We start from the raw sequence: 24,282 nt of genomic DNA, 5'->3' as shown, positions 1-24,282 counted from the left end.
AAACCTGTGCTTAGTGAGCGCCAGCACATTCCGTGTGATTGATCAGTTCGTCCAGTACGCTGGAGTCCGGTAATTCCAGGTACACATTTTCCTGTTCATCTATTTTAACCTTAAAGACATGGACTTCATATTCAGATTCACCACTCAGGCAGGAACCATTCTCCAGAGAGAAAGTTTTCTTATGCAGCGGGCAGGCCACTTTAGGGATTCCTGCGGCATCACCGATAATTCCCCGTGACAACACCATTGCCTTTTTATGGGGACACATCTGCTGACAGGCATACCATTCCCCGCGACTGGCAAAGTTGAAGACGGCAATCTGTGAATTACCATATTTGACGCTTGAACCGGAGTCCGCCGGAAAATCGCTGACGGTTCCCACTTTGACCCACTCTCGCGGCTCACCGTTCGGCTCAGACTTTTTCTCTGGCTGCTTAATGTCGTCGAATGCGACAAAGTCAGGAGCCCAGTCAACAGGTCGTGTCTGTCCACGTTGCGGGATCATTTCAATGGAAGGTTCATGCTCATCCGTATTGACAAACTGCTCGAACAACCGTCGTTTTTCAGGATTGGTGACGACTTCTTTCCATTCACAATGGTAGGAATCGACCAGGGACTGCATCATACTTTCCAGTTCATCACAGATCCCGAGTTTGTCTTCAATCACCACTTCGCGCAGATAGTCAATTCCCCCTTCCAGCTTTTCTAGCCAGGTCGCGGTACGCGTCAATTTGTCTGCGGTCTGGATATAATACATCAGGAACCGGTCCAGGTATTTGATGCAGGTTTCTTCATCCAGGTCCGAAGCGAACAGGTCGGCATGCCGTGGTTTGGCACCGCCGTTTCCGCAGATATACAGGTTATATCCATGTTCGGTCGCGATCAGTCCAAAGTCCTTGCTCTGGGCTTCGGCACATTCGCGAACGCAACCCGAGACGCCCCCCTTCAGTTTATGCGGTGCCCGGATTCCGCGGTAGCGTTCTTCCAGTCGAATCGCAAAACCGACCGAGTCCCCGATTCCGTAGCGGCACCAGGTGGTCCCCACACAACTTTTCACAGTTCGTAATGCTTTGCCGTAAGCGTGCCCGCTTTCAAAACCGGCATCAATCAGTTTCTCCCAGATTTCAGGGAGTTGATGCACTTCGGCCCCGAACAAATCGACGCGCTGACCACCGGTGATTTTTGTGTAGAGCCCGTATTCTTTGCCGACCTCACCCAGTACGATCAGTTTTTCCGGAGTGATTTCACCGCCGGGAACGCGAGGTACGATCGAATAGAGTCCCCCGCGCTGCATGTTCGCCAGGAAACGGTCGTTAGTGTCCTGTAAACTGGAGTGATCGATGATATGCTCATTCCACAAGCTGGCCAGTATAGAAGCCACTGCCGGTTTACAGACTTCGCATCCGTTACCGGAGCCGCAATCTTCAATCACTGCAGAAAAGGTTTTGAGTTTTTTGACTTTGATGATGTCGAATAATTCAGTACGCGAATAATCGAAATGCTCACACAGTCGATTGCTGACCGTGATTCCCGCTGCCTTCATCTCGGCTTTAAAGACATCCGTGACCAGAGGCAGACAGCCCCCGCAACCACCGCCCGCTTTCGTACAGGCTTTGATTTCATCGACGGAACTCAGATTCTGTTCTTTGATCGCCGTACAGATTTGTCCCTTCGAAACGTTGTTGCAGGAACAGATCTGTGCGTCATCCGACATGTCAGCGGCACTGCTTCCGGGAATCCCCCCTCCAGTACCAACGACAAGTTCGTGTGGCTTACAGGGAAGTACATCGCTGGATTTCGCCAGGATCGACAGGCTGCCATAGTCAGAGGCATCGCCAATCAGAATCCCGCCCAGCAGTTTGGTACCTTCTCTGTTGAAAACGAGTTTCTTATAAACGCCGTTAAACGGGTCTTCGAATGTCAGGCTTTTTGAAACGTCTGGTCCCGCTTCGTAATCGCCGAAGCTGGCGACATCGACTCCCATCAGTTTCAGTTTTGTGGAAAGATCGCTGCCGGTAAACTCAGCTTCCCCATGGCAGAGGTGAGTAGCTGCGACTTCTGCCATCTGGTAACCAGGGGCGACCAGCCCGTAGACCATTCCGGAATGCAAAGCCACTTCGCCTACCGCATAGATATCGGGGTCCGATGTCTGCAGCTTATCGTTGACCAGAATTCCGCCTCGTTCGCCGACTTCCAGTTCACATTCCCGCGCGAGTTCATCCCGAGGACGAATCCCTGCGGAGACAATAATCATGTCGAGTTCCAGCTCTTCGCCATCCTGGAACCGGATGCCTTTCACGCTGGATTCTCCCAGAACAGAGTCTGTGGCTTTATTTAAATGAACCTGGACTCCCAGTTCTTCAATTTTCTGAACGAGGACCTTGGAGCCTGCATCATCAATCTGGCGAGGCATCAGTCGAGGTGCAAATTCCAGAACGTGTGTTTCCAGTCCCAGATCGAGGGCGGCTTTCGCTGCTTCCAGTCCCAGTAAACCGCCGCCAATTACTGCTGCTTTTTGGGAATGTCCGGCGTAGGCGATGATCTGTTCCAGATCGTTAATGGTTCGATAAACAAAGACGCCCCGGTTTTTGATCCCAGGCACATTCGGTACAAACGGGTATGATCCGGTCGCGATGACAACTTTATCATAGGGGATCTCAATCCCTTTTTGTGAGCGGACTGTTTTGTTCTGGCGATCGATGCTGACAGCACGATCGGCCAGATGCAGGTCGATATTATTTTCCGCATACCATTCCTGCCTGGCCAGCATCAGTTTTTCAGCATCGTTGTGAGCAAAAAACTGTGTGAGTCCTACCCGGTCATAGGCGGCACGTGGTTCTTCGCAGAAGGTAACAATTTTGTATTCCCGCGCCAGATCTTTTTCGACCAGTTGCTCGCACATCCGCAAGCCCACCATGCCGTTTCCGATCACTACCACATTTTTCTGTTGTCCGGAAGATTGCTGAATCACTTTATCGATACCTTATTAAATCAGAGGAGCGCGTAATTTGTTGTCTTTCGCAGTCAATCAGTTATTGCCCCAGGGAAGCGGCCAGTTCTTTATCACCAGATTTCAGTGTGATGGCAGAATCATGAGCCAGACGAGCCTCTGCTTCTGATTCTTCACTGAACCGAACGGCGAAGGTCAGAAAGGAACAGCAGGTCACAATCGCCCCGAGAATGAATAATGCAGTGGGCCATTGAATCGCTTCCGTCTTAAACAGAAATCCTGCTGTGACAGCGCCAGCGTTACCCCCTGCCCCCACGATTCCGGAAACCGCCCCGAGTGCTTTTTTATTGATGAAGGGAACCACTGAGTAAGTGGCACCTTCTGACATCTGCACGAACAGGCTGAAAATGATTAAAGAGGGGATGGCCATTGCCAGCACATTCATCTGCGAAAAGACCATTAAGGCAATCCCTTCACAGAACACAGCGATAAACAACCATTTGACTCGACCGCTCAAGCCCCACTTCTGGCCAAACCGGTCGGCAAAGATGCCCCCCAGAGTTCGGGCAAAAATATTCATCAGGCCGAACAGACCCGCGAAAAGCCCTGCCAGTCGAATGGCTTCTGCAGTCTCCATTTTTTTGAAGTAGTCGAAGTAGTCCTGGAAGTAGAGTGCAGCGACGTTGTTGATGGTCAGCTCAATACCGAAGCAGGCACCATAAATCACAAACAGCGCCCAGACCCGATGGTCTTTGCAGGCATTCAGGAACATCCCTTTCTGCATTTTCTTTTCGGGTAGTTTTCCTGCTGCGCGAAGTTCTTTGAAGTTCCCCTCTGGAGCATCCTGCGTCAGGAAATAGTAGGCAATTCCCGTAAGTGCACAGACCAGACCGGCAACGAACATCGAAGCCCGCCAGCCCATCGATTCACTGAATCCCAGTACGCCAATAAACATGGCGAAAATCAGAGGCATCACAATTTGCGTCACGCCTCCCCCCAGGTTTCCCCAACCGGCAGAGGTCGCATTCGCCGTACCGACACAATTCGGGGCAAACATGATGGAAGTGTGATATTGCGTAATGACGAAGGAAGCTCCAATCGCTCCAATCGCAATTCGGAACAGCAGAAAGGTGGTATAGTCGTGGGCGAATCCGATTCCCATCACAGGCAGCGAACCAACCAGCAGCAGCCCTGTGTAAGCAAGTCGGGGGCCAATCTGATCGCAGAGCCAGCCAATAAACAGTCGGGCGATGACGGTAATCGAAACCGAACCGATAATGCACCAGCCAACCTGTTCCTGGGTCAGGCTCATTTCTGCACGTACGATTTTCATCAAAGGTGCAATGCCGAACCAGGCGAAGAAACAGAGGAAAAAAGCAAACCAGGACATATGAAACGCCCGCATTTGTGGCGTGGTGAAATTAAACAGATTGATTCTGGTTGCTTTGTTTTGAATTTCCATTTCCTGAATACTTTCTGCTGATGTCTGAGAACGTGTTCTGTGAGAGTTCAAGCGATAGCAATTTCTCTTTCAGACAATCATCAGGCGCAAAATCAGCCTGGAAATATGAGAGGGAGACCGGAGCCAACAAGACTGGAGGGGATGAAGCCAAAGGTTTAGTTCATCAACGAGAGCGTTATTTGAGATGGATCTCAAGCTCGCAGCAGGCCCAGAATTATTGCTATCGTGATAAGCTGCTCTTCTATTCAAATAGTCTGTTTGAATTCACAGTCAGCGCAACCGTGGTTCAAAGAATGGCAATTCAGGTGTTGAGAAATCACATGAAATTGCAGTGACATTTGCATGAAGAGGCAAAGTGTATGCCAGAAAATAAGACAACTATCTTAAGAAAGAGGCATCTTTAAGGGATTTGTCAGAATGTACTGTTATTTATGAGGAAATTTCGGTTTCTATCCATCAAAAAAAATTGATAGATTCGTATGTTCACTCTAATAAATACGCAGTGTTTCCCTCATCTTGCATAGAAAATGGGCATAAAAAATATGCAGTGAAAGACTTAGACTATTGCAGCAGACTTTTCTGTAAGACGTCTTTCGCCTGATCGAAATAGGGCTGCCATTCGATCTCTGGTTTGCCGTATTTCAGGCAGTCGCGCACTTTCTGCAGCGTATTCTTGGCCATGTGAGGACAGCGGTTGCAGGCGCACGTCTCACCCGAGGAAGCCATGATGCCGGGGACAGGAATATAGGTGTGCTGCGGAGCGGATTTCTGCAGAGGATGAATCATATTCGCTTCGGTCGCGATCAGGAATGTTCCCGGCTCTTTGACTGACATGACGTATTGACGTAATTTTTCGGTGCCGCCGATGATGTCAGAGACTTCCAGAATCGAATGCGGACATTCCGGATGTGCCAGAACCAGCGAGCCAGGGTTATTCTTTTTAGCCCGGAGCATATCCTGAATACTGAAGATTTCATGCACCATGCAGGAACCGGGCCAGAGAATCATTTCCCTTCCGGTCACTTCCTGCAGATAACGGCCGAGGTGCTGATCGGGCACGAACAGGATCTCTTTGTCTGAGGGGACCCGGTCAATGATTTCCCGGGCATTGCCGCTGGTGACGATCCAGTCACACAGGCTTTTCACTTTGGCGCTGGTATTGATGTAGGCGACCGTTTCAAAATCACGCCCTTCCGCACGTAATTTCTGCTGAAACTGATCGAGATCGCCGTACTGACAGCTGTCCGCCAGCGAGCAGCCGGCAGTCAGGTCCGGCAGCAGTACGGTTTTTTCGGGACTGAGAATCTTGGTCGATTCCGCCATGAAATGCACGCCGGAAAACACAATTGTCGATGTCTTCACGTTGACCGCATCGCGGGCCAGTTTCAGACTGTCGCCGGTGAAATCAGCAATTTCCTGAATCTCACCGTCGATATAAAAGTGAGCCAGGAGTGTTGCATCCTTTTCCTTTTTAAGTGATTCAATTTCATCCATCAGATCAAGGGGATCTTCATAGATTTCATCACTGTGATCAATTGTGGGCAACGACATTAGTTTTCACCTTCAGAATACGTGTCTATAGTTCATATCTGTTGCAGACACGGACTACCGCTCAAAAGTTCAATAACTTCAATCAGTTAAATCTGGATGAGTTGAAACCTTTTGAGTACAAATACAGTACTATTGTTAATGGAATATGATCCTCGTCAAGTGGTGGATATTCTATATAATTACCTGAAGGTTTAGAACTCTATGACAGATCAATCATTACGAATCCTGGTTTTTGGCGCTCATCCGGACGATTGCGATATCAAAGCAGGCGGTTCAGCAGCCTTGTATCAACAGGCTGGACACACTGTGAAATTCGTCAGTGTGACGAATGGCGAATCAGGGCATCAACGACTGTCGGGGACCGAATTAGCTGAGATACGACGCGCAGAAGCCACTGCGGCAGGAAAAGCACTGGGCATTGAATACGAAGTGCTGAATAACCGTGATGGTTACCTGCAGCCGACCATTGAAGCCCGGTTTGAAATCATCCGCCTGATTCGTGTCTTCCAGCCCGATCTGATCCTCACCCATCGGCCCAATGATTATCACCCTGATCACCGATACACATCACAGCTGGTCTGCGATGCCGCCTATATGGTGACGGTGCCTCCCATTGTGCCTGATGTCCCCGCACTGCGGAAGAACCCGGTCATTGCGTATCTTTCTGATCATTTTACCCGCCCCTACCCGTTTTCACCGACAGTTGTTGTTGACGTAGAGCCGGTCTGGGATCGCATGATTGACGCTCTGGACTGTCATCAGTCCCAGTTTTATGACTGGCTTCCCTATAATCACTTTTATGAAGATGAAGTTCCCGCAGATCCCGGGCAGCGCAAAGTTTTTCTCAGCAAAAAAATGAAAGACCGCATCGGCCCGCTGGCAGACCGCTATCGTGATTTAGTCATTCAGACTTACGGCGAAAAACGGGGGCGGGAAATTCAACTGATCGAAGCGTTTGAACCCTGCGAATATGGTTCCCCGTTAACTGATGAGAATCGCAAAATCCTGTTTCCGTTTCTCCCCTGATACCATGTGAACTTAACGTTTGAGAAATACCAGTCCCATGCGAAGATCCGTTCTATTTCTGATCGCTGCCGCTTGTCTTGCAGCGAACATTGACTCTACTGTTGCCGAAGAGACGCCCGCCGAACGGGGGTATCGCCTGTTGACCACCCAGGCTTATTTACCGCCTGATTTTGATCAGGAAGTTCTGGACGACTTGTGGAAAGTCTGGCCTGACGAATGGAAAGAGAAAGCCGAACAGGCTTCTCCCGCAGAACGCCGGGAACTGATCTTTTCGTATTATGGAATCATGCACCGACCCGGTTCTGAAGAAGCACCGCTGGGATACGTGGTGACACCCGAGCAAAAGTGGGTGATGAACTGCTTTACCTGCCACGGAGGCAAAGTGGCAGGCACGGTCATTCCGGGTGCCCCCAACAGCCATATCGCTTTGCACACCCTGACTGAAGATGTGAGCAAGGTCAAACTGCAGCAGTTGAAAAAACTGAGCCACATGGATCTGGCTGCGATCGGTATTCCCCTGGGGACTACGCATGGCACCACGAATGCTGTGATCTTTGGCGTGGTGCTCGACTCCCTCCGTGATGCAGAGATGAATTTTGACAGGAGCCGTCCGGTTCCCAATCTGCTGCACCATGATATGGATCCTCAACCGTGGTGGAACGTCAAATACAAATCACGGATTTACGCGGACGCCTTCATGACGAAGAATCACCGCGTATTAATGCAGTTTATTCTGATTCCACGAAATAATGCGGAGAAAATCAAAAAGTGGGAAGCCGACTTTGCAGATATCATGGCATACATTGAATCTCTGGAAGCTCCCCGTTATCGCTGGTCGATTGATGAGAAACTGGCCGCGCACGGAAAACTTGTATTCAATGACCACTGTGCCGACTGCCACGGCACTTATGGGAAAGAGAGCTCCTATCCGCTCAAGACGGTTCCGATTTCAGACCTCAAGACTGATCCCGTCCGTCTGGATTCATTACCTGCTGCATATCGTGCTGCCTTAAACGAGAGTTGGTTGAGCCGGTACGGTAAAGATGCTGTAGTAGAAGACCCGGGCGGTTATGTGGCCCCTCCCTTAAACGGAGTCTGGGCCTCTGCACCTTATTTTCATAATGGTTCTGTGCCAACCTTGTGGCACGTTTTGAATCCACAGGAACGACCGGTCATCTGGCAACGCACGGAAAACGGATACGATCAGACACAGGTCGGGCTGGAAGTGCAGACGTTTTCAAAAATGCCAGCGGGGCTCTCAGCCGTGCAAAAACGACTCTATTTTGATACGAGCCAGTTTGGAAAATCAGCCAAAGGACACGATTACCCTGATACACTGACGCAGGAACAGAAGAAAGCCGTTCTGGAATATCTTAAAACGCTTTGATGAACAACTGCAGGAACCCTGCCTCTGCTTCGGGTTGCATGGCGAACAGATACATCATTGCCAGGAAGTTCAAAAACAGAAATGCCAGACCAGGATAAAACCCTGCTGCTGAGGCGCGTTCCCTGGTGATGGGTGCGTTCTCTGGTGGTTGCTCATTGGAAAGATAACCGGGTGTCCATTCGCTGCCATTCGGCTTGATGTACCTGACCCGGGTCTTCCACAGATAGATACATACGACTGTCAGGAACAGAGCGGCCGCCAGGCTGATCATGGGATGGACGGCCTGTGATTCATCACCCAGACGAGCAGCATTCTCGGGGAGTTCGCTCATTGTTTTGGCCACGGTCACCGCGAAGGCGTTGTTCATAAAATGCACCAGCATCGGAGCCCAGAAACTCTTGGTCACGACATAGACGAAGTGCATGAACATTCCCAGGGGAATGACGGCAATGGCATGAGCGGGATGCATGTGGACAATCCCAAACATGAACGAAGTAATCAGGATGCCGGGGATCAGCCCCCAACGGGCCAGCAGTCCACGACCGATGGCACCGCGGAAGACGAGTTCCTCTCCAATCGCGGGACAGACTGCGACCACCAGGATCAGCGCCCACAATGAACTCTTTTCAGCCATCCCCTTCACCATCTCCATCGCCTGCATCTGGTCAAACTGCTGAAGCCAGGGGAACTGTTCTGTAAAGACGGTCCAGACGTCAAAGGAGATTTTGTACAACTGGCCTGAGAGCAGGGACAGTGGTAACACGCAGATCAATAACAGAAAACCGGTTGAGACAGCAAAGGGTTGCAGGTTCAACTTGGCGAGCACACCTTTTCTGAAACGCAACGCGACCGCTACCATTACGATGAAGACGAAAACACCCTGCTCAACTCCGGCCAGTTCCAGAGTATGAGTCTCTGTGAGACCAGTAAGCTGATCGCGCATTTTGTCACTCGTGTCGGGAAGTTGGTTTGTTGCGATCAGGAAGACGAAGAAGCCGATTAAGAATACGATCATCCCTGCAAAATGGGCAACAATCACACCTATCATCCAGAAGAACGATTCAAAGAGCCCGGGACCCGGTGGCCGGACATCAGGTGACACGTCGTTAAGACGCGGCGCATCTTCTGCGTTGGCAGTCTGCACTGCTTCGTTCAGAAGATTCTCGAGTGTTCCCTTCGATTCCTCTGAGTACAGATCTGTCTGCGATTCTTCAGTCTCATCCAGTGAATCAAATACAGGCTCCGATTGCTCGGATGAGGGATTTTCGGAGGCAGCCATAGAGATTATCAGTTTCTGGAAAATATAGAGTGAGGATCCTCGGCATTTGCCGTGAAGGATGCGTTTTAAGTGTATAACTTAAAGGATTTTATGTGACTTATGCAAAATAAGAAAGCGGAGAACGTCTCTCATTCAGTCTATGTCTTAATAGTCGCTTTGATGGAGTTAGAATTTGATTTTTTTCGAGGAAACCGGGATTTTTTCTGAAATATTCCGGTTTGCAGAACGAATTGGCCAGAGACGGAATTGCGCTCATCGAAAAGTCATGATTTCATTTCACTCACAAACGGTTATGATAGCAGCAGGGCCCTGTTATGAAAGAGTCATTTTTTACTGATTTTCCCCGTTTTGCTGGGCAAGATTCTGAAATGCTTCCGGATTCAAATTCTGAAATAGAAGACCAACACTGCCAGTTGCAATATTGTGCGAATTGTAACGCGACGTTTTCTCAGAAAGAAGGCTGTGTGCACTGCCCTGACTGTGGTGCTGTGGTCGATGATCTCTCTGCTGTTGACCTGCAGGAAACAATCGTTGTCCAGAATCACGGAGTACTTGCAGACGAGGGTACGAAATGGGAAGATCCGATTACCGGTCAGGATCTGCACGTCTATCGCTGTCAGTCGCTGATTGGGCGTGGCGGTATGGGCATGGTGTATCTGGCGACGCACCGTGACCTGGGACGCCAGTGTGCCTTGAAAATTCTGCTGCCGCATCTGGCAGAACGTGATCCTGAGTATGTTGAGCGTTTTTTACATGAAGGACGGGCTGTCGCGACGCTCAACCATCCGAACATTGTCACCGCGCATGCGATAGGTGAAGAACGGGGATACCGTTTTCTGGAAATGGAACTGATTGCCGGTCGTGCGTTAAGTCATGTGGTTCGTGAGGACGGACCTTTAATGCCTCTGCACGCCACCTCTCTCATCGCTCAGGTTGCTTCCGGCCTGGGAACCGCACACGTGAAAGGGATCATTCACCAGGACCTCAAGCTGGAAAATATTCTGCTGACTGCAACCGGAATTCCCAAGATTGCTGATTTCGGACTGGCAAAACGGATCAACGCCGATGAAAAGCTGATGACATCACAAAACCTGGCAGGAACCCCTAATTACATGGCTCCCGAGCTGTTTCAGGGCGCACCAGCATCGGCAACTTCCGATGTCTATTCTCTCGGGGTCTGCTTCTTTGTACTGCTGACCGGGCAACTGCCGCATCGAGGGACCAATTTCAATTCACTGATTCAGGATGTCACGACAAAATCTGCTCCCAGCGTACGAGATCTCTGCCCCGACATCCCTCTGGAGATTTCTGAATGCGTTTCGCTGATGCTCGACAAGAGTCCCGCGAATCGATTTCAGAATGGCTACATGGCCGCGCTGTTTCTGAATGCCGTTCTGGGACAGGTGCAGAATATCGAAGCGATGCTTCACGAGGCATTTGCAGATAACGGACTGGTTTCCTGGAAGCGCAAAGAGCAACAATACATTCTGGAAGTACGGCAATCAGGAGATCGCAAGCAGACGGTCTTCATCGAGCCGAGCGACCATCAGATGCACGAGCGGCTGCTACTGATTTACAGCACCTGCTGTGATGCGCAGCCGGAGTATTATGAAGAAGCACTCAGACTGAATGCAGAAATATCACATGGCGGGATTTCGATTCGTGAAGTGAATGGTGAAACGAAGTTTGTCATGGTGGATACCTTCCCCCGCTCCACCGTGGATGCTGAGGATATTCGAAAAAGTGTGATCGCTGTTGCCCAGCATGCTGACGATGTGGAAAAGAAACTGACCGGTCACGATCTCCATTAAAAGGGAGTATTGACCCAGGTTGAGCAGGTCCGTTTGTAGTGGTTGTAATGATCACGGTTTTCTGAGCTACAGTTCTACATCCAGATACCGTTTGCGAGACGGATTGTGAAGGGAGCGAGTGATTCGCAAGAGCCATACCAGTCATTAAAACTGTGGCGAACCCACATCCGCGCGTAGAATCACGTGTGATTCCCATGAGATCTTAAATCAAGTGCTTGACCGTCCATTCCCGGCACTGATATAGTCGATAACATATCAAAGTTCTCATTTTCACCCTGCAGATTGCGTACGAAGTGTACATGCGACACTGGATTCGAGTTCTGGAGGCAGTACTTAGGGTTTTCAGCCTGTTTCAGCAAAGTCTCTGTGGGAATTTCCCGTGATGAGACGATATACTTTTAATACGTTAAACCACGTTCTGTTCGGATCGATGAGTCACACCGGGGTATTTCATGCGTCCATCACTCAAATGTTCTTTTGCCACTTTTTTTGCCTGCAGCTGTCTGTTATTTATTCCCCAGGGAAATCAGGCGTTTGCTCAGAAAAATATGTTGAATCGCGGGTTTTCGATCAGCCCGGATCTGGCTGCTACAGGTGAGGAACTGGCATCTCAGAAATCTCTATGGGTATTGGATACCGTTTTCAAACCAATGCGCATGGTACGGCTGGATCTGACAAACCCGCAAACCGGTAAAAAAGAGAAAACTCTGGTCTGGTATCTGGTTTATAAATGTGTGCTGCGTCCCATTGAACAACCGAATTCGACTAACGAGTTTACCCCTGAAAACGCCGAAGTTCCTCCACCGGGGCCCCCGTTATTTGTTCCGGAAATCACTCTCATTACGAATGATAACGGCCAACAGAAGAAATACCCCAATCAGATTCTTCCTGAAGCGGAACTCATCATCAATCAGCGGGAACGTCATCAATTCAAAAACGCCGTGGATATCATTGGTGAACTGCCTCCTGTAACACTGCCTGAATCCAAAGAGGAGAATGCCATTTATGGTATCTGTCTCTGGACCGGCATTGATCCCGGGACGGATTATTTCACGGTTTCGTTTGCCGGTCTCTCGAACGGTTATAAGAAGGTCGAAGGCCCTGATGGCAAAATGCAAACCTGGCGAAAAACTCTAATTCAGCAGTACTGGCGTCCCGGCGATGAATTTGGACAGCAGGAACATGAATTCCGCCCCAAAGGCAAACCCTACTGGGTTTACCTGCCCGATGATCCCGATGATGCGGCTAAGATGATAAAAGACCTGAACATGGAAGCCAAACCAGCCTCCTGAGCCGGGTTCAATTCGATTCTTGCCGAAAAATAGTGGGAAGTTGTCCAGAAAACGGATTATCTCTTGCAAGTTCAGGTCGAATTCGCCAATATACGGCCTCAATTAACAGTATTTTCTTAAAATGCTCCTGCACAGGGGCAACTTTTGCTACCTGAGGAATGAAGTAATGGCACATAAGAAAGGTCAAGGTTCCAGTCGTAACGGTCGTGATTCCGAAGCACAGCGACGCGGAATTAAGAAGTTCGGCGGCGAAAGCGTGCTGGCAGGAAACATCATTGCCCGTCAATGTGGAACAAAGTGGCACCCCGGGAAAAATGTGGGTATGGGCCGCGACTACACCATCTTTTCACTGGTGGAAGGTAAAGTTTACTTCGATAAAGAAGGTCGACGCATCAACGTTGAGCCTGCATTGAACTAAACTCGTCCGATCAAGACACAAACGAAGGCTTCCTGAATATCAGATTCAGGAAGCCTTTTTTATTACCGGTTTGTGTGGCCTGCAGTGAGCGTGACAGAGACTTTCGTGGGAGTCTGCTCTTTTCCGCGCAGAACCGTGACAACCACGGTGTCCCCCGGTTTCCTGCTCTCAATGTAATCCAGGAAGTCCGATGCTGTTTTTACAGGTCTCTGATCAACGGAGACGATCAGATCAGCGGCACCACGATCCACACGCTCAATTGTGATCAGTCCCCTTCTCTGGCGGACGATCTTGGGACCCCGAATCCCTGCGGCTTCCGCCGGCCCGCCTGGAGTCAGCTTCGCGACCAGCAGTCCCTGTTCCGTCTCATACACGCGTTGAATCCCGATTTCAGGATGAATCATGTGGCCATGAGTCAGTAGCTGGGGGACAACGCGCGAAACCAGATTAGACGGAATCGCAAACCCTACGCCGGAACTTTGCCCTGTACTGCTGGCGATGGCGGTATTGATTCCAATTAATTGCCCGTGCGAATTGATCAAGGGGCCGCCTGAGTTCCCCGGATTTACGGCGGCGTCGATCTGAATTATCGACTTGATAGTACGATTGCCGCGCAGTTTCAGAGAGCGATTCAGGCTGGAGATAATGCCGCAGGTCATCGTTCGTTCCAGCCCAAACGGGTTCCCAATGGCAAAGACACGCTGCCCCACTTTTAGTTTACTGGAGTCAGCCATCGTGACCGGCTGCAAGACGCCCGGTTCCTCTTCAATCTTGATGACGGCGATATCATTAATCGCATCAGCGCCCACGAACTTGGCAGTATAAGATTTCCCGTTAAACAGCGTCACGTTGACCTGTTGTGCGTCTTCGATCACATGATAATTCGTCAGGATGTGCCCGGATTGATCGATAATTGCGCCGGAGCCGGCCCCTTCCGTATCATATTCCAGCAGGAAAAACCCGTCTGTCTTCGTGCTTTTGGTTGTGATGTGAACCACGCTTTTATTCAACTTTTCATACACACTGACATTAATTTCTTCTTCCGGAGACAAGCCACGCTGATTGAACAGCGCGGTGTCAGGGACGGACAGCGTCTTATTGGCAGTTGATTGAGGCGGCTCCTTGACCAGTGGTGTGGGAGGTAATATTTGTGGACCCGAAAGACGGGGAGGCGCCTGAGCCTCAGAGGTAGAAATCAAATCTGTTCCGGGAGATTCAAATGAAGCAACGATCAGACCACCGATGATCGCAGAAAAAAAACATCCAAGTACATATTTCATATGACACCTCGAACTACACGAAATTCCAGCAAACTGGGTAAAACAAAAAGCCCGGGGGCTCGAGAATAATGATTGAGAACTTCGTTTTTGAAAGAATTTTTAAAATAAGCATGGAATCTGGACTGAACTCCATCATAATTCCTTGCCAGAATAGTCGGTGAAGTTCAAATGCTGGTAAAATAGGCACCAGCCAAGAGATCGCAAAATCATTATCACAATTCTCCCGCCAGCGTAAATAGGAATTCAAACAGTCATTTGCAGAGGATGCAAAACAGTTTGAGTTCTGATCTACGAAAAGACTTAACTTTTTTAGAAGCGTTCCCGTTTCAGCGTGACGAAAGGATTGAGATGCGTCGGATTGCACTTTTAACAGCAGGTGGAGACACCCCGGCTTTAAACGCCACGATCTTCGGGGCTGTCGAGCGAGCCAATGAGCTTCGGGTCCAGGTGGTAGGAATTATTAAAGGCTTCGGTGGCTTACTTGATCCCAACGTCCCCCATATTCGCTTGAATCCACTCTATTCAACACTGCCTGAGCTCGACCCCCGCTGTGGAGGCACGATTCTCGGTTCATCTCGAACGTATATTGATGAATCGCATGCTGGTGAGCTGCAGATGGTCAAAAAAAGACTCGATCAACTGGGGATCGAAGGACTGATCTGCATCGGCGGCGATGGAACCCTGAATGGGATGCAGCCGATTTCCCAGTTCATGCCTTGTGTCCTGGCTCCGAAAACCATCGATAATGACCTGGGGCTGAATTATCCTGACGAACCCAATGAATGGATCCGTGAAGTCAATCCCGAGACGAAGAAAGAAAAATTTCGCAAGACGCCAGGTAAGCTGGATCTGGAGCTGGATGATATCATCAATTTTGCGACTCCCGGATATGCGACCGCCGTCTATGTCTGTGTGCAGGGGGTACAGCGCATTCGGTCGACAGCAGAGAGCCATCGCAGAATTGCCATCATTGAAGTGATGGGACGAGAGTCCGGTTATCTGGCATTAGGCGCAGCATACGGCCAGCCCGATATTATCCTGATACCGGAGGTTCCACTCGATTACGAACGCTTCGAACGTCGCGTCCGGGATCTGTATGAAACGCAGAAAAATGTCGTGATCGTCATTGGCGAAGGATTGCGAGACCATGAAGGGAAACGACTGGGAGATATCTCAAAAAGCGTTGATCCGGCAGGTAATATTATCTTCTCCGGTGCAGCAGAAGTTCTGCAGAATATGTTGATCGACTCCCTGGGAGATCACTATTTCGTCTCCCGTAAACGACATGAACAGGCAAAACAGGCGACTTTCACACGTAAGATTGGACATACGCAACGTGGCGGACGTCCGATTCGCTTTGACCGTCACTACGCAACACAGCTGGGAGGCAAGGCCGTTGATCTGCTCGTGCAAAGACAGAATAACTATGTCGCAATTCTGCAGTGGAATGAGCAGCGTGGTTTTTATGTCAGTTCGATCAACGGGAACTCACTCCGAGATGCCTGGCGCGGAATTCATCCGCGGACTCTGCACCCTGCCTTTTACGATGAGCACCGTTATCAGCCTTCCAAACTGGGAGTCAGCTACCTGTCCAAGATCTTCGCGAATGCTGTCGGATCTGATGACCTGGAATTATTACGCGAAGACCTGTTTGATACCGGGCATCTGAAAACCCGGTATCAAAGCATCAATGTCAGCGTTCACAAGCATATTCGATATTTGAATTCCGATGTCATGTCGGAAAACTCCGAGCAGTTTTAAGGCTCCTCTTGAGGGATTTCGAATGCCGCTGGTTGAATCTCTGGAATGGATACCGGTTCCGCACGCGGTGCTGTCATTCTCTCGGGAACAGTCTCGTTCGAGATCGTATAGGTTGCCTGGACCGCTTGCTGCTTCAAGGTGCCTGAAGTGGCAGCCATTGACATACGGAGCTCTTTCTTGGTCGAAAGATAACGCGAGGCCACCGAATCAGAATTGATCATGATGTCGTCCACCACATATTGTCCCTGCTGTTTGATAAACAGGACGGTCGCTCCTCGTTCTTTGTTTCCCAGTTGAATTCGGGAGTAGCCTTCATTTTCATTAATTTCGAGGCTGACAAGATCGGACATGAGGAGTTCCGGGATGTTAAAGGCGGTCTGTGGTACCTGGTCTACCTGTCGCCATACCAGTTCATTAAAGTCGCGTGAGGAATGACGCTGCAGATTTCGAATATTCTGTTCGTGCATCGAGAAGGCATAGTTCTGGACTCGAATCATCATTTCCAGTGTATCTTTCACTGAAGAAGGACGGCCTTTCAGGTCCAGTTGAATGTCATCGACCAGCAGTTGTCCCAGATGTTCTCTTAAAATATACGTGACGGGCAGATTTCCCTGTCGAGCGAATACCTTTGTGATGGCACCATTGAATTGAATATCCAGAATTTCAAATCCCGGTTCAGTGATCTCATTCAAAGGCAACTGAGAAACCAGTTGGGGGGCGACCTGTTTCCAGACGCGGGTTGAGAAGTCGGGAGTCGAACTGAAGTCCAGGATTTTCATGTCGCGTTTAGCTAACGCTTCACTGAATACCATTGTGATCGTCCGGGTTGAGAATAACGAAGTCAAAGTGACCTGTTGACTTCCCTGATCCTGAAAGAGTGTGACTTCTTCAATCAGATATTTATCTGGAATATCAATTTCGTCTGATTCAATTTTGACCAGCGATAGATTAATCATTTTTCCATCGTTCTGGGTGACAAAGTTTGCCATGTTATTTTCGATTTTCAGTTCATAGTCAGCTGCCGCATTCTGTGAGTGAGGTAAAGCAGCCAGCTTCAGATCTGCAAAATCGAGACTGCCCCGGAAAAACTGTTCCGTTGAGTAGTTTTTGAGTTCCGCTTTATCGTTCTGGTTATAGGCATCAAGGAAGTGACTGACTGCCAGTAACATTTTTGCCTGCTTTTTGGCAGAAGCGAGATGTTGTCCATCCACCCTGGACTCAACAGCAACATCGCTGGCTTTCCATTTCCCGTCCTTCAGCTTCATGGAAATAACCATTTCTCCTGAGCGACGAGGCAGTCGGATAATGGCAATGTTTGTATCCAATTGTGCGTCGGGGCGGCGGTACTTCGTGTTTTTGGATTCGCCGGCGACTCGCTTTGAAAGTTTCGCCAGGAAGGCCGGGTGAAGTTGTTCCAGGCTTTCTTTGAATTCGCCATCTGTTGTTTCCAGGATGTCGTCACGATTCCCTTTTTCCCAGGCAGCAACGAATTCGCGGACAGTGAGCAGCAGGTCCATCTGCTCAGTGACAGATTTCATCACATTCAGATTCTTCTGTTTCTGGTTGATATAAATATCATCGACAACCCACTCACCTGTTTTCGTAACACGTTTGAGTTCATAGAGCAGTTTTTTCTTGTTTTTACCGACTTCTGCGACCACTTTCTTGTGATTTTCAGAGATGTCCGTGATTTCGACAATCGTCGTTTCCCCTGTAGGAATCTTGAGGACCTTCAGATCATCCATGGATGCCTTATCCCTTAAGGCAACCTTCGAGAATTTCATGGTCGTGTGATGTTTGAGCGATTTAAGGTCTTCGTTTTCGATGGCCTTCGAAAACTGTTCGATCGCTGTTACTTCAACCAGCGAAGCGCAACCGGTTGCACATGCCAGCAGGAAAACGCAGCTTACCAGAGAGAAACCGTTTTTTAACATCATGATTAGTCCAGGTAGGTATTGGGGGTTTGAGAGGAGTGAGATTGGTTTTTATAATTTCGGAGCAGCTTCTGTGAAGAGCTCAGAAATTGTAAGTAACAACTGCTTCTGGTTTGAGAGCCCGGAAGCGAGCTGTGAGAGAGGAAGCGTCTTTTGGCATTTTTATGGATTTGAGTCAAGATGGTTCCTGGGGAAATTCACATGTTTTGGTGTACTTTTAGAAAATAATTGCCCTTGGCCCAGATTCGGAAATCCATATAATCCCCCTGCTCACCTTTAGTTCATTTCTTCACAGCCTGTTGGCATTCAATCGATTGCTCAATTCGAGCGGGCCCCCGAATTCCGGACTTTAATCACACGGTAAAGTAGGTTTCTGTGAAACGAACCTTAATCATTACTTGGACAATCCTCTGGATGGTGTCGTTGGCTACTGCAAACGCAGGAGCCGAAGATGCGCTTACGATTCCAGTCAGGATTCGGATAGAGTGGGGAGAATCGGTTCCCCGTCACTGGGAAGCACAGTTCGAGTTCACGGGTTGTGAACTGCTTTCAGCAAAATCGCTAGGCGTGGACGCAGATGAAGCTGCCGTCCTGAAGTCAGCGGGGCAAACGGTTCGCTATCAGCCGCACTCGCGGCGTGTGTTTAACAGCGTTGAGTTTACGGTCCGTGGCGTTGCTGATGCAAAACTCCAGGTTCATGTGCGGGATCGGGACGATTCCCTTGTCTCTTTGAGTCAGCAGTTTGAGTTGAAGGATATTTTGGTTCAAAAAGTCATTCTGCCCGTCAATCAGACGGCTGCGCAACTGATCGTACAGCAGGCGCCAGGTGACGCATTTGCCTTAAAGATCAGGAACCCGCATCTTGTTTTCAAGCCGGGTGAAGAAATTAAAATTCAGGCGTTCCCGCATTTCCTCTTCGACAAATCCGTGGTACCTGGCAATGAATTGAACTGGAATATCCAGCGGGCACGAACCGCGGAGCCCGTTCTGTCAGGGGCAATTCCCCTTCCCACGCAGGATCGTGCGGAGCTGTTGAAACAGGGGGTTGGCCTATCTGTCAATGCACCAGAGAAAGGTGAATACAATCTGGTGGTGACCCTGGGGAGTCAGCGCGCGGAAGTTCAGTTTGCTGTTCTTTCACAAAAACGGCCTCAACCGCATATCAAAGCATTGATTCCGGATTCCGGAGATCTGGTGGATGAATTTACCCTGAATGGTCCGCTCGACCATCATGATCTGATTAAACGTCGTCCAGGCAGCCGGTTCAGGAGTTCATTGAAGTCATTTTTCAAAGCCAATCCAGCCATAGAGCAGTCCGGCACACAGCATCCCCCCTGGTCGGCATGCCACCTGAGGGTTAAAAGTCTACACAGACCTCACAAACTGCTGTTAACCTACCCGAGACGAACCGGTGCCAGACTGGGCTTCAGTATTCTGGAACCGGATGCTGCCGGTCAACTGGTTCCCGTCGGGATCGATTCCGGAGTTTATCAGACAGAGACTGAAGTAACTGCTGCCAGCCAGTCGGATGAATTGCAGGCCGAAGTACTCTTCTGGCCTAAAGTGGATAATCCCATTTTGATCTTTCATAGTCTGGGGACCGCAAACCCAGCGGAAGTGACAAAAGTCGAAGTCTATGAGCTTCCTGCCCGTTTAAATTCGCAAACTACTGTTGAAGGTGAAACTGGCGCTGTCACTGAAAAAAGTCGACTGACCGGGCCTTACCTGCAGAAACCATTGTTGCCAGAAATATTTGGTGCCACGCAGGTGCTGGATAGTAAAAGTAATCGCAGCCTGGATGACTGGCAGACCTTTCGCGAAGCGGGTGAGCATCTGGCTTACTACTTAAATTACCATCACTTCAACAGTGTGCTGATGGCTGTCTCCGCTGACGGAAGCGCCATTTATCCTTCCGAGTTCCTGGCACCAACGCCTCGTTACGATTCTGGTGTCTATCATTCTTCCGGGCAGGATGTCGTACGCAAGGATGTGCTGGAGCTGTTGTTCCAGATTTTTAATCGGGAAAAGTTAACCCTGGTTCCGGAATTGCAGTTCTCTTCCATGCTGAATTCACTGGAACAGATGCTGCATGATGCATCCGGAAGTTCCGCCGGGATTGAACTGGTCAATTCTGCTGGACAGACCTGGCGTGAAGCCAAAGGGACCTCCCGCGGACAGGCGCCTTTTTATAATCCCCTGGATCCAAGGGTTCAGGCCGAGATCGTGAAAATATTCCGTGAACTGGTGGTCCGCTATAAACAGCATCCCTCATTCCAGGGAGTTGCCGTTCAATTGAGCCTGAATGGTTACCTGCAGTTGCCGGGACTGGAATGGGGCTATGATGATCAGACGATTCAGCAGTTTCAGAAAGAGACAGGGATTAAGGTTCCCTTCAGCACGCCGGCAAGCAGATATCAGGATCGGTATCGATATCTGACGACAGCGGCTTTGCCACAGTGGACACAATGGCGTTGTCAGAAGATCCGCGAACTGCATCAACTGTTAGCGGATGTGTTGCAGGCAGAAGCTCCTGATGCACAGATCATTTTCTCTGCACGGGAACTACTGCCTTCTCGCAGCAGTGAAGGAGATGTGATCACCGCTCTCAAAGCAGGAACCATCTTTCGGCCTGTTTTAATGGAAATGGGGCTGGATTTTACACACTATGATCAGATCGAAAATGCGGTTGTGCTCAGACCCGGTCATTATAATTCACAGCAGCAGGACTCCGCGTTAGCCCAGGTTCTGAATTCACATCCATCGGTTGATGACGCATTTAAGTCTCGCTTAAGCGGCGCTTTATACTATCACGATCCGGTCGAAATCCGGATTGCTGAATTTGACCGGATTTCGCCCTGGCAGCCAGCGTTTACCTGGCTGGTTTCACAGGTAACACCGGCTGGTGAAAGTAATCGAATTCGATATATTCATTCGATTGCCAGACAGGATCCTTATTTTATCTTTGATGGAGGCTGGACGATTCCGTTTGGGCAGGAGCGTGCGACCGAATCCATTCGCAGTCAGTTTCAGCAACTCCCGTCGCGCCCCTTTCAGACTGTGGAAGGAACAGCACAACCGGTCGTAACCCGCCTGTCTCGCGGCAAAGAGAAAGCCTATTTCTACCTGGTGAATGATTTTCCCTATTCCTGCCAGGTTGTGATTGAATTGACGGCTCCTTCGAAGGCGCCGGTGATTTCGCTTAAATCGGGTGAAGCGTTACCTGTAACTCAGTCGGGGACAGAAATTCGTCGGTACACCGTCTCGCTTGAGCCGTTTGATTTTCAGGCATTTCGGATCGATGATTCACAAATTCAGGTCCAGTCAGTTCGATGCAATATCGCCGAACAGGATCTCATGCATCTGCAGGCCAGAATCGAACAGAAGAAACAAAGTCTGGTTAAACTGCATCAGTCGATGGATGAACTGACGGCAGTTGTCTTTCATGCCGATTTTGAAAGTAAAAGTTCTCGCGACTACATCCTGGCAGGCTGGGAGACAAAAGCATCTCAGGGGAATGCCTGGACCATCGATTCGACCGAAGCCCACTCCGGAAAAACGTCACTGGTTCTGGGAAATGTGCCTGGGAGTAACTTTCTTCGCACAAATGAAATTCCACTTCAGGATTCCCGCTATTTGAACATGAGCGTCTGGATGAAGTCGAAGGCCAGCGATATGCAGGTGCGGATTGCACTCGAGGCGGAGCAGAACGGGAAATTAAAAGTGCAGTCCGCGATTATTTCAGTGGATCAGCAATGGCGCAAATACCTGTTTCGTGTCAAAGATATCCCTGCAGATCAGATTCAGAATGCCCACATCGTTGTTGAAAAATTGGGGCCAGAGAAATTGTGGATTGATGACGTTGATCTACAGATCCATCAGATTTCCCCTGAGGATGATCGCCAGTTGACCAAACTGGTTTCGACGCTTGCCCTGGCCTGGGACTCACAGCGCTATCTCGACTGCTACCGACTTTTATGCAGCTACTGGGGGCAGTTTGGAGATACAGCTGAACTGCCTGCCACGCCCGCTGGTGAACAGGCTCCGGTCAGGCATGCTGAGCGAAGAGGAATCCGAAAACTGCTCCAGAGGTGAGCCAGTTAAATTCTGCCTGCCTGTCTTACGCGACTATGCGGTGCCGTAAGTGCTGTGATATAAGTGGCTTATGGGATTGTTGCTTATTCGGCTCCTTCTGTCTGTTATAATCAATAGTAGAAAGATCTTAGGTCACAATTTCTCTGAATGAATCAGCATATACGCAAGGAAGGAATTGAGATGTTAGCTCGAAAATCCACAACCAGTTCAAAGCCCGCCTCAACGAGATCACGTATCCCCGCGAAACAGACTTCGCGTTCCAAATCTGAAAAACGCAACGGAAAAGTGCACACGATTGGCAGTTATCTGGTGCAGCGGTTGCAGGATTATGGCGTCACCGATCTGTTCGGTATCCCCGGCGATTTTGTGCTGCAGTTTTATGGGATGCTGGAAGAGAGTCCGATTCGAGTCATCGGGACGACCCGTGAAGATAATGCCGGCTATGCAGCGGACGGCTATGCCCGGGTGCATGGTCTGGGAGCCGTCTGTGTCACCTATTGTGTCGGCGGTTTGAGCCTGTGTAATTCGATTGCGGGGGCTTATGCAGAAAAGTCTCCGGTGATTGTCATCAGTGGCGCACCAGGCATGTCAGAGCGAGCGACAGATCCCCTGCTCCATCATCGTGTCAAAGATTTTCATACACAACGCGATGTCTTCGAAAAGATAACCGTTGCAACAGCGTTACTCGATAATCCCATGACGGCATTCCAGGAAATCGACCGGTGTCTGGAAGCGTGTGTCCGGTTTAAACGACCGGTGTATCTGGAATTGCCTCGCGACTGCGTACACAAGCAGGCTGTGATCCCCCATGTGCCTGATGACAGTCAGCCCGTCAGTGACAAAAATGCGTTGCGGGAATCGCTGGCAGAAGCGAAGGAACTGATTGAAGCCAGTAAGAAGCCTGTGATCATCGCAGGGGTTGAAGTTCATCGCTTTGGTTTACGGGAAGAAGTGCTCGGTTTCGCTGAGAAGTTTAACATCCCGATGTGTGCCACGATTCTCGGAAAGTCAGTCGTGAGCGAATCGCATCCGCTTTACCTGGGAGTTTATGAAGGAGCGATGGGACGAGGCGAGGTCCAGAAATATGTCGAGGAGAGTGATTGTGTCATTCTCCTGGGAACATTTATGACGGACATCAATCTCGGAATTTATACCGCGCATCTGGATCCGGGGAAATGTATTTATGCCACCAGCGAAAAGCTGCGGATCAGCTATCATCACTTTCACGATGTGATTTTCTCGGACTTTGTAACCGCCCTGGAAAAGCAGAAAATGAAAGTGGTTACCCGGAAAATTCCCGAAAATGTCCGTCCGCAGCAGGCTGATTTCAAGGTCAAACCGACACAGCCTGTCACGACAAAACATCTCTTTGAAAGCATCAATCAGATCCTGACTGATGAGACGGTGGTCGTCACCGATGTCGGCGACTGCCTGTTCGGGGCCGTTGATCTGATGATCAATACGCATACCAAGTTCCTCAGCCCTGCTTATTATACATCAATGGGATTTGCGATCCCTGCTTCTCTGGGAGCACAGGTGGCGAATCAGAGTCTGAGGCCGATTGTTCTGGTCGGCGATGGTGCTTTTCAGATGACATGTCTAGAGCTTTCGACGGCACTCAAACTGGGGTTCAACCCGATTGTGATCGTACTCAATAACAAGGGGTATACGACCGAGCGTTTTCTGCAGGAAGGCCCATTCAATGATATTCCCGACTGGAAATATCATAATATTACCGATCTGATCGGAGGGGGCTGGGGCTTCGAAGTCAGTACGGAAGGTGACCTGGAGAAAGCCATCAAAGCCGCCCTGGCGAATAAGGACAGCTTGAGTGTCATAAACGTGCATCTTAAGCCAACTGACGTCAGCCCGGCTCTCACTCGCCTGGCCGATAAGATGTCGAAGACGCTCTAAGCGGTAGGGGGTCTGGAAACCGAAAAATGAAAAAAGCCGGGCGAGAGTCCCGTTCTCTGCGTCCGGCTAATATCCTTTCGCTGACAGTTCAAATAATCCAGCGCATTGAACCGTCATAAGGCGCG

General features: G+C 49.7%; 14 protein-coding genes. 8 read left to right on the top strand and 6 right to left on the bottom strand.

Annotated elements, in window-relative coordinates:
- Positions 1 to 10 precede the first annotated feature (10 nt).
- From nirB to nadA, 3 genes are all read right to left on the bottom strand, one after another.
- On the bottom strand, positions 11 to 2,971 hold the full coding sequence (nirB, locus tag ACN0YN_RS28485) for a nitrite reductase large subunit NirB (RefSeq protein ID WP_417388288.1): 2,961 nt from the start codon (positions 2,969 to 2,971) through the stop codon (positions 11 to 13).
- Positions 2,972 to 3,032: 61 nt separating this feature from the next.
- Complete coding sequence (locus tag ACN0YN_RS28480; RefSeq protein ID WP_417388287.1) at positions 3,033 to 4,412, bottom strand: MFS transporter; 1,380 nt, start codon at positions 4,410 to 4,412, stop codon at positions 3,033 to 3,035.
- Between the two features lie 561 nt (positions 4,413 to 4,973).
- Positions 4,974 to 5,963, bottom strand: coding sequence for a quinolinate synthase NadA (gene nadA / locus ACN0YN_RS28475; RefSeq protein WP_417388286.1), 990 nt, complete (start codon positions 5,961 to 5,963; stop codon positions 4,974 to 4,976).
- A 201-nt stretch (positions 5,964 to 6,164) separates the two neighbouring features.
- Between nadA and ACN0YN_RS28470 the strand changes: the two genes are divergently transcribed.
- A complete protein-coding gene (locus tag ACN0YN_RS28470; RefSeq protein WP_417388285.1) occupies positions 6,165 to 6,989 on the top strand; it encodes a PIG-L deacetylase family protein in 825 nt (274 codons plus the stop codon).
- A 37-nt stretch (positions 6,990 to 7,026) separates the two neighbouring features.
- Positions 7,027 to 8,376, top strand: a complete 1,350-nt coding sequence (locus ACN0YN_RS28465; RefSeq protein ID WP_417388284.1) for a cytochrome c — start codon at positions 7,027 to 7,029, stop codon at positions 8,374 to 8,376.
- Here the strand turns inward: ACN0YN_RS28465 and ACN0YN_RS28460 are convergent.
- The gene (locus ACN0YN_RS28460; protein ID WP_417388283.1) at positions 8,363 to 9,655 is read right to left on the bottom strand and encodes a CPBP family intramembrane glutamic endopeptidase; all 1,293 of its coding nucleotides are present in this window, start codon (positions 9,653 to 9,655) and stop codon (positions 8,363 to 8,365) included. The genes ACN0YN_RS28465 and ACN0YN_RS28460 overlap by 14 nt on opposite strands.
- A 464-nt stretch (positions 9,656 to 10,119) precedes the next feature.
- Between ACN0YN_RS28460 and ACN0YN_RS28455 the strand changes: the two genes are divergently transcribed.
- From ACN0YN_RS28455 to rpmA, 3 genes are all read left to right on the top strand, one after another.
- Positions 10,120 to 11,466 carry a serine/threonine protein kinase gene (locus tag ACN0YN_RS28455; protein WP_417388282.1) on the top strand — a complete coding sequence of 449 codons (1,347 nt, stop codon included), beginning with the start codon at positions 10,120 to 10,122 and terminating at the stop codon, positions 11,464 to 11,466.
- Between the two features lie 452 nt (positions 11,467 to 11,918).
- A complete protein-coding gene (locus ACN0YN_RS28450) occupies positions 11,919 to 12,758 on the top strand; it encodes a hypothetical protein (RefSeq protein ID WP_417388281.1) in 840 nt (279 codons plus the stop codon).
- Between the two features lie 166 nt (positions 12,759 to 12,924).
- Positions 12,925 to 13,176: a 50S ribosomal protein L27 gene (gene rpmA / locus ACN0YN_RS28445; protein ID WP_144985837.1), complete on the top strand. Its 252-nt coding sequence runs from the start codon at positions 12,925 to 12,927 to the stop codon at positions 13,174 to 13,176.
- Between the two features lie 62 nt (positions 13,177 to 13,238).
- On the opposite strand, the gene ACN0YN_RS28440 is transcribed toward rpmA, so the two are convergent.
- Positions 13,239 to 14,456 (bottom strand): S1C family serine protease, encoded by a 1,218-nt coding sequence (locus ACN0YN_RS28440; protein ID WP_417388280.1) that lies wholly within the window; start codon positions 14,454 to 14,456, stop codon positions 13,239 to 13,241.
- A 348-nt stretch (positions 14,457 to 14,804) separates the two neighbouring features.
- Between ACN0YN_RS28440 and ACN0YN_RS28435 the strand changes: the two genes are divergently transcribed.
- Positions 14,805 to 16,217 (top strand): 6-phosphofructokinase, encoded by a 1,413-nt coding sequence (locus ACN0YN_RS28435; protein WP_417388279.1) that lies wholly within the window; start codon positions 14,805 to 14,807, stop codon positions 16,215 to 16,217.
- Here the strand turns inward: ACN0YN_RS28435 and ACN0YN_RS28430 are convergent.
- Entirely contained in the window at positions 16,214 to 18,154 is a 1,941-nt protein-coding gene (locus ACN0YN_RS28430) for a hypothetical protein (protein ID WP_417388278.1), read from the bottom strand. The two genes, ACN0YN_RS28435 and ACN0YN_RS28430, sit on opposite strands and share 4 nt — an antisense overlap.
- Before the next feature lie 420 nt (positions 18,155 to 18,574).
- On the opposite strand from ACN0YN_RS28430, the gene ACN0YN_RS28425 reads away from it, so the two are divergent.
- On the top strand, positions 18,575 to 22,243 hold the full coding sequence (locus ACN0YN_RS28425) for a family 10 glycosylhydrolase (RefSeq protein WP_417388277.1): 3,669 nt from the start codon (positions 18,575 to 18,577) through the stop codon (positions 22,241 to 22,243).
- A 180-nt stretch (positions 22,244 to 22,423) separates the two neighbouring features.
- Positions 22,424 to 24,157, top strand: a complete 1,734-nt coding sequence (locus ACN0YN_RS28420; protein WP_417388276.1) for an alpha-keto acid decarboxylase family protein — start codon at positions 22,424 to 22,426, stop codon at positions 24,155 to 24,157.
- The last annotated feature ends 125 nt before the right edge of the window (positions 24,158 to 24,282 follow it).

Source organism: Gimesia sp., assembly GCF_048260065.1.
GTDB lineage: Bacteria > Planctomycetota > Planctomycetia > Planctomycetales > Planctomycetaceae > Gimesia.
The sequence above is the reverse complement of the archived record's forward strand: the minus strand, read 5'-3'. Positions and strand labels throughout refer to the sequence as shown.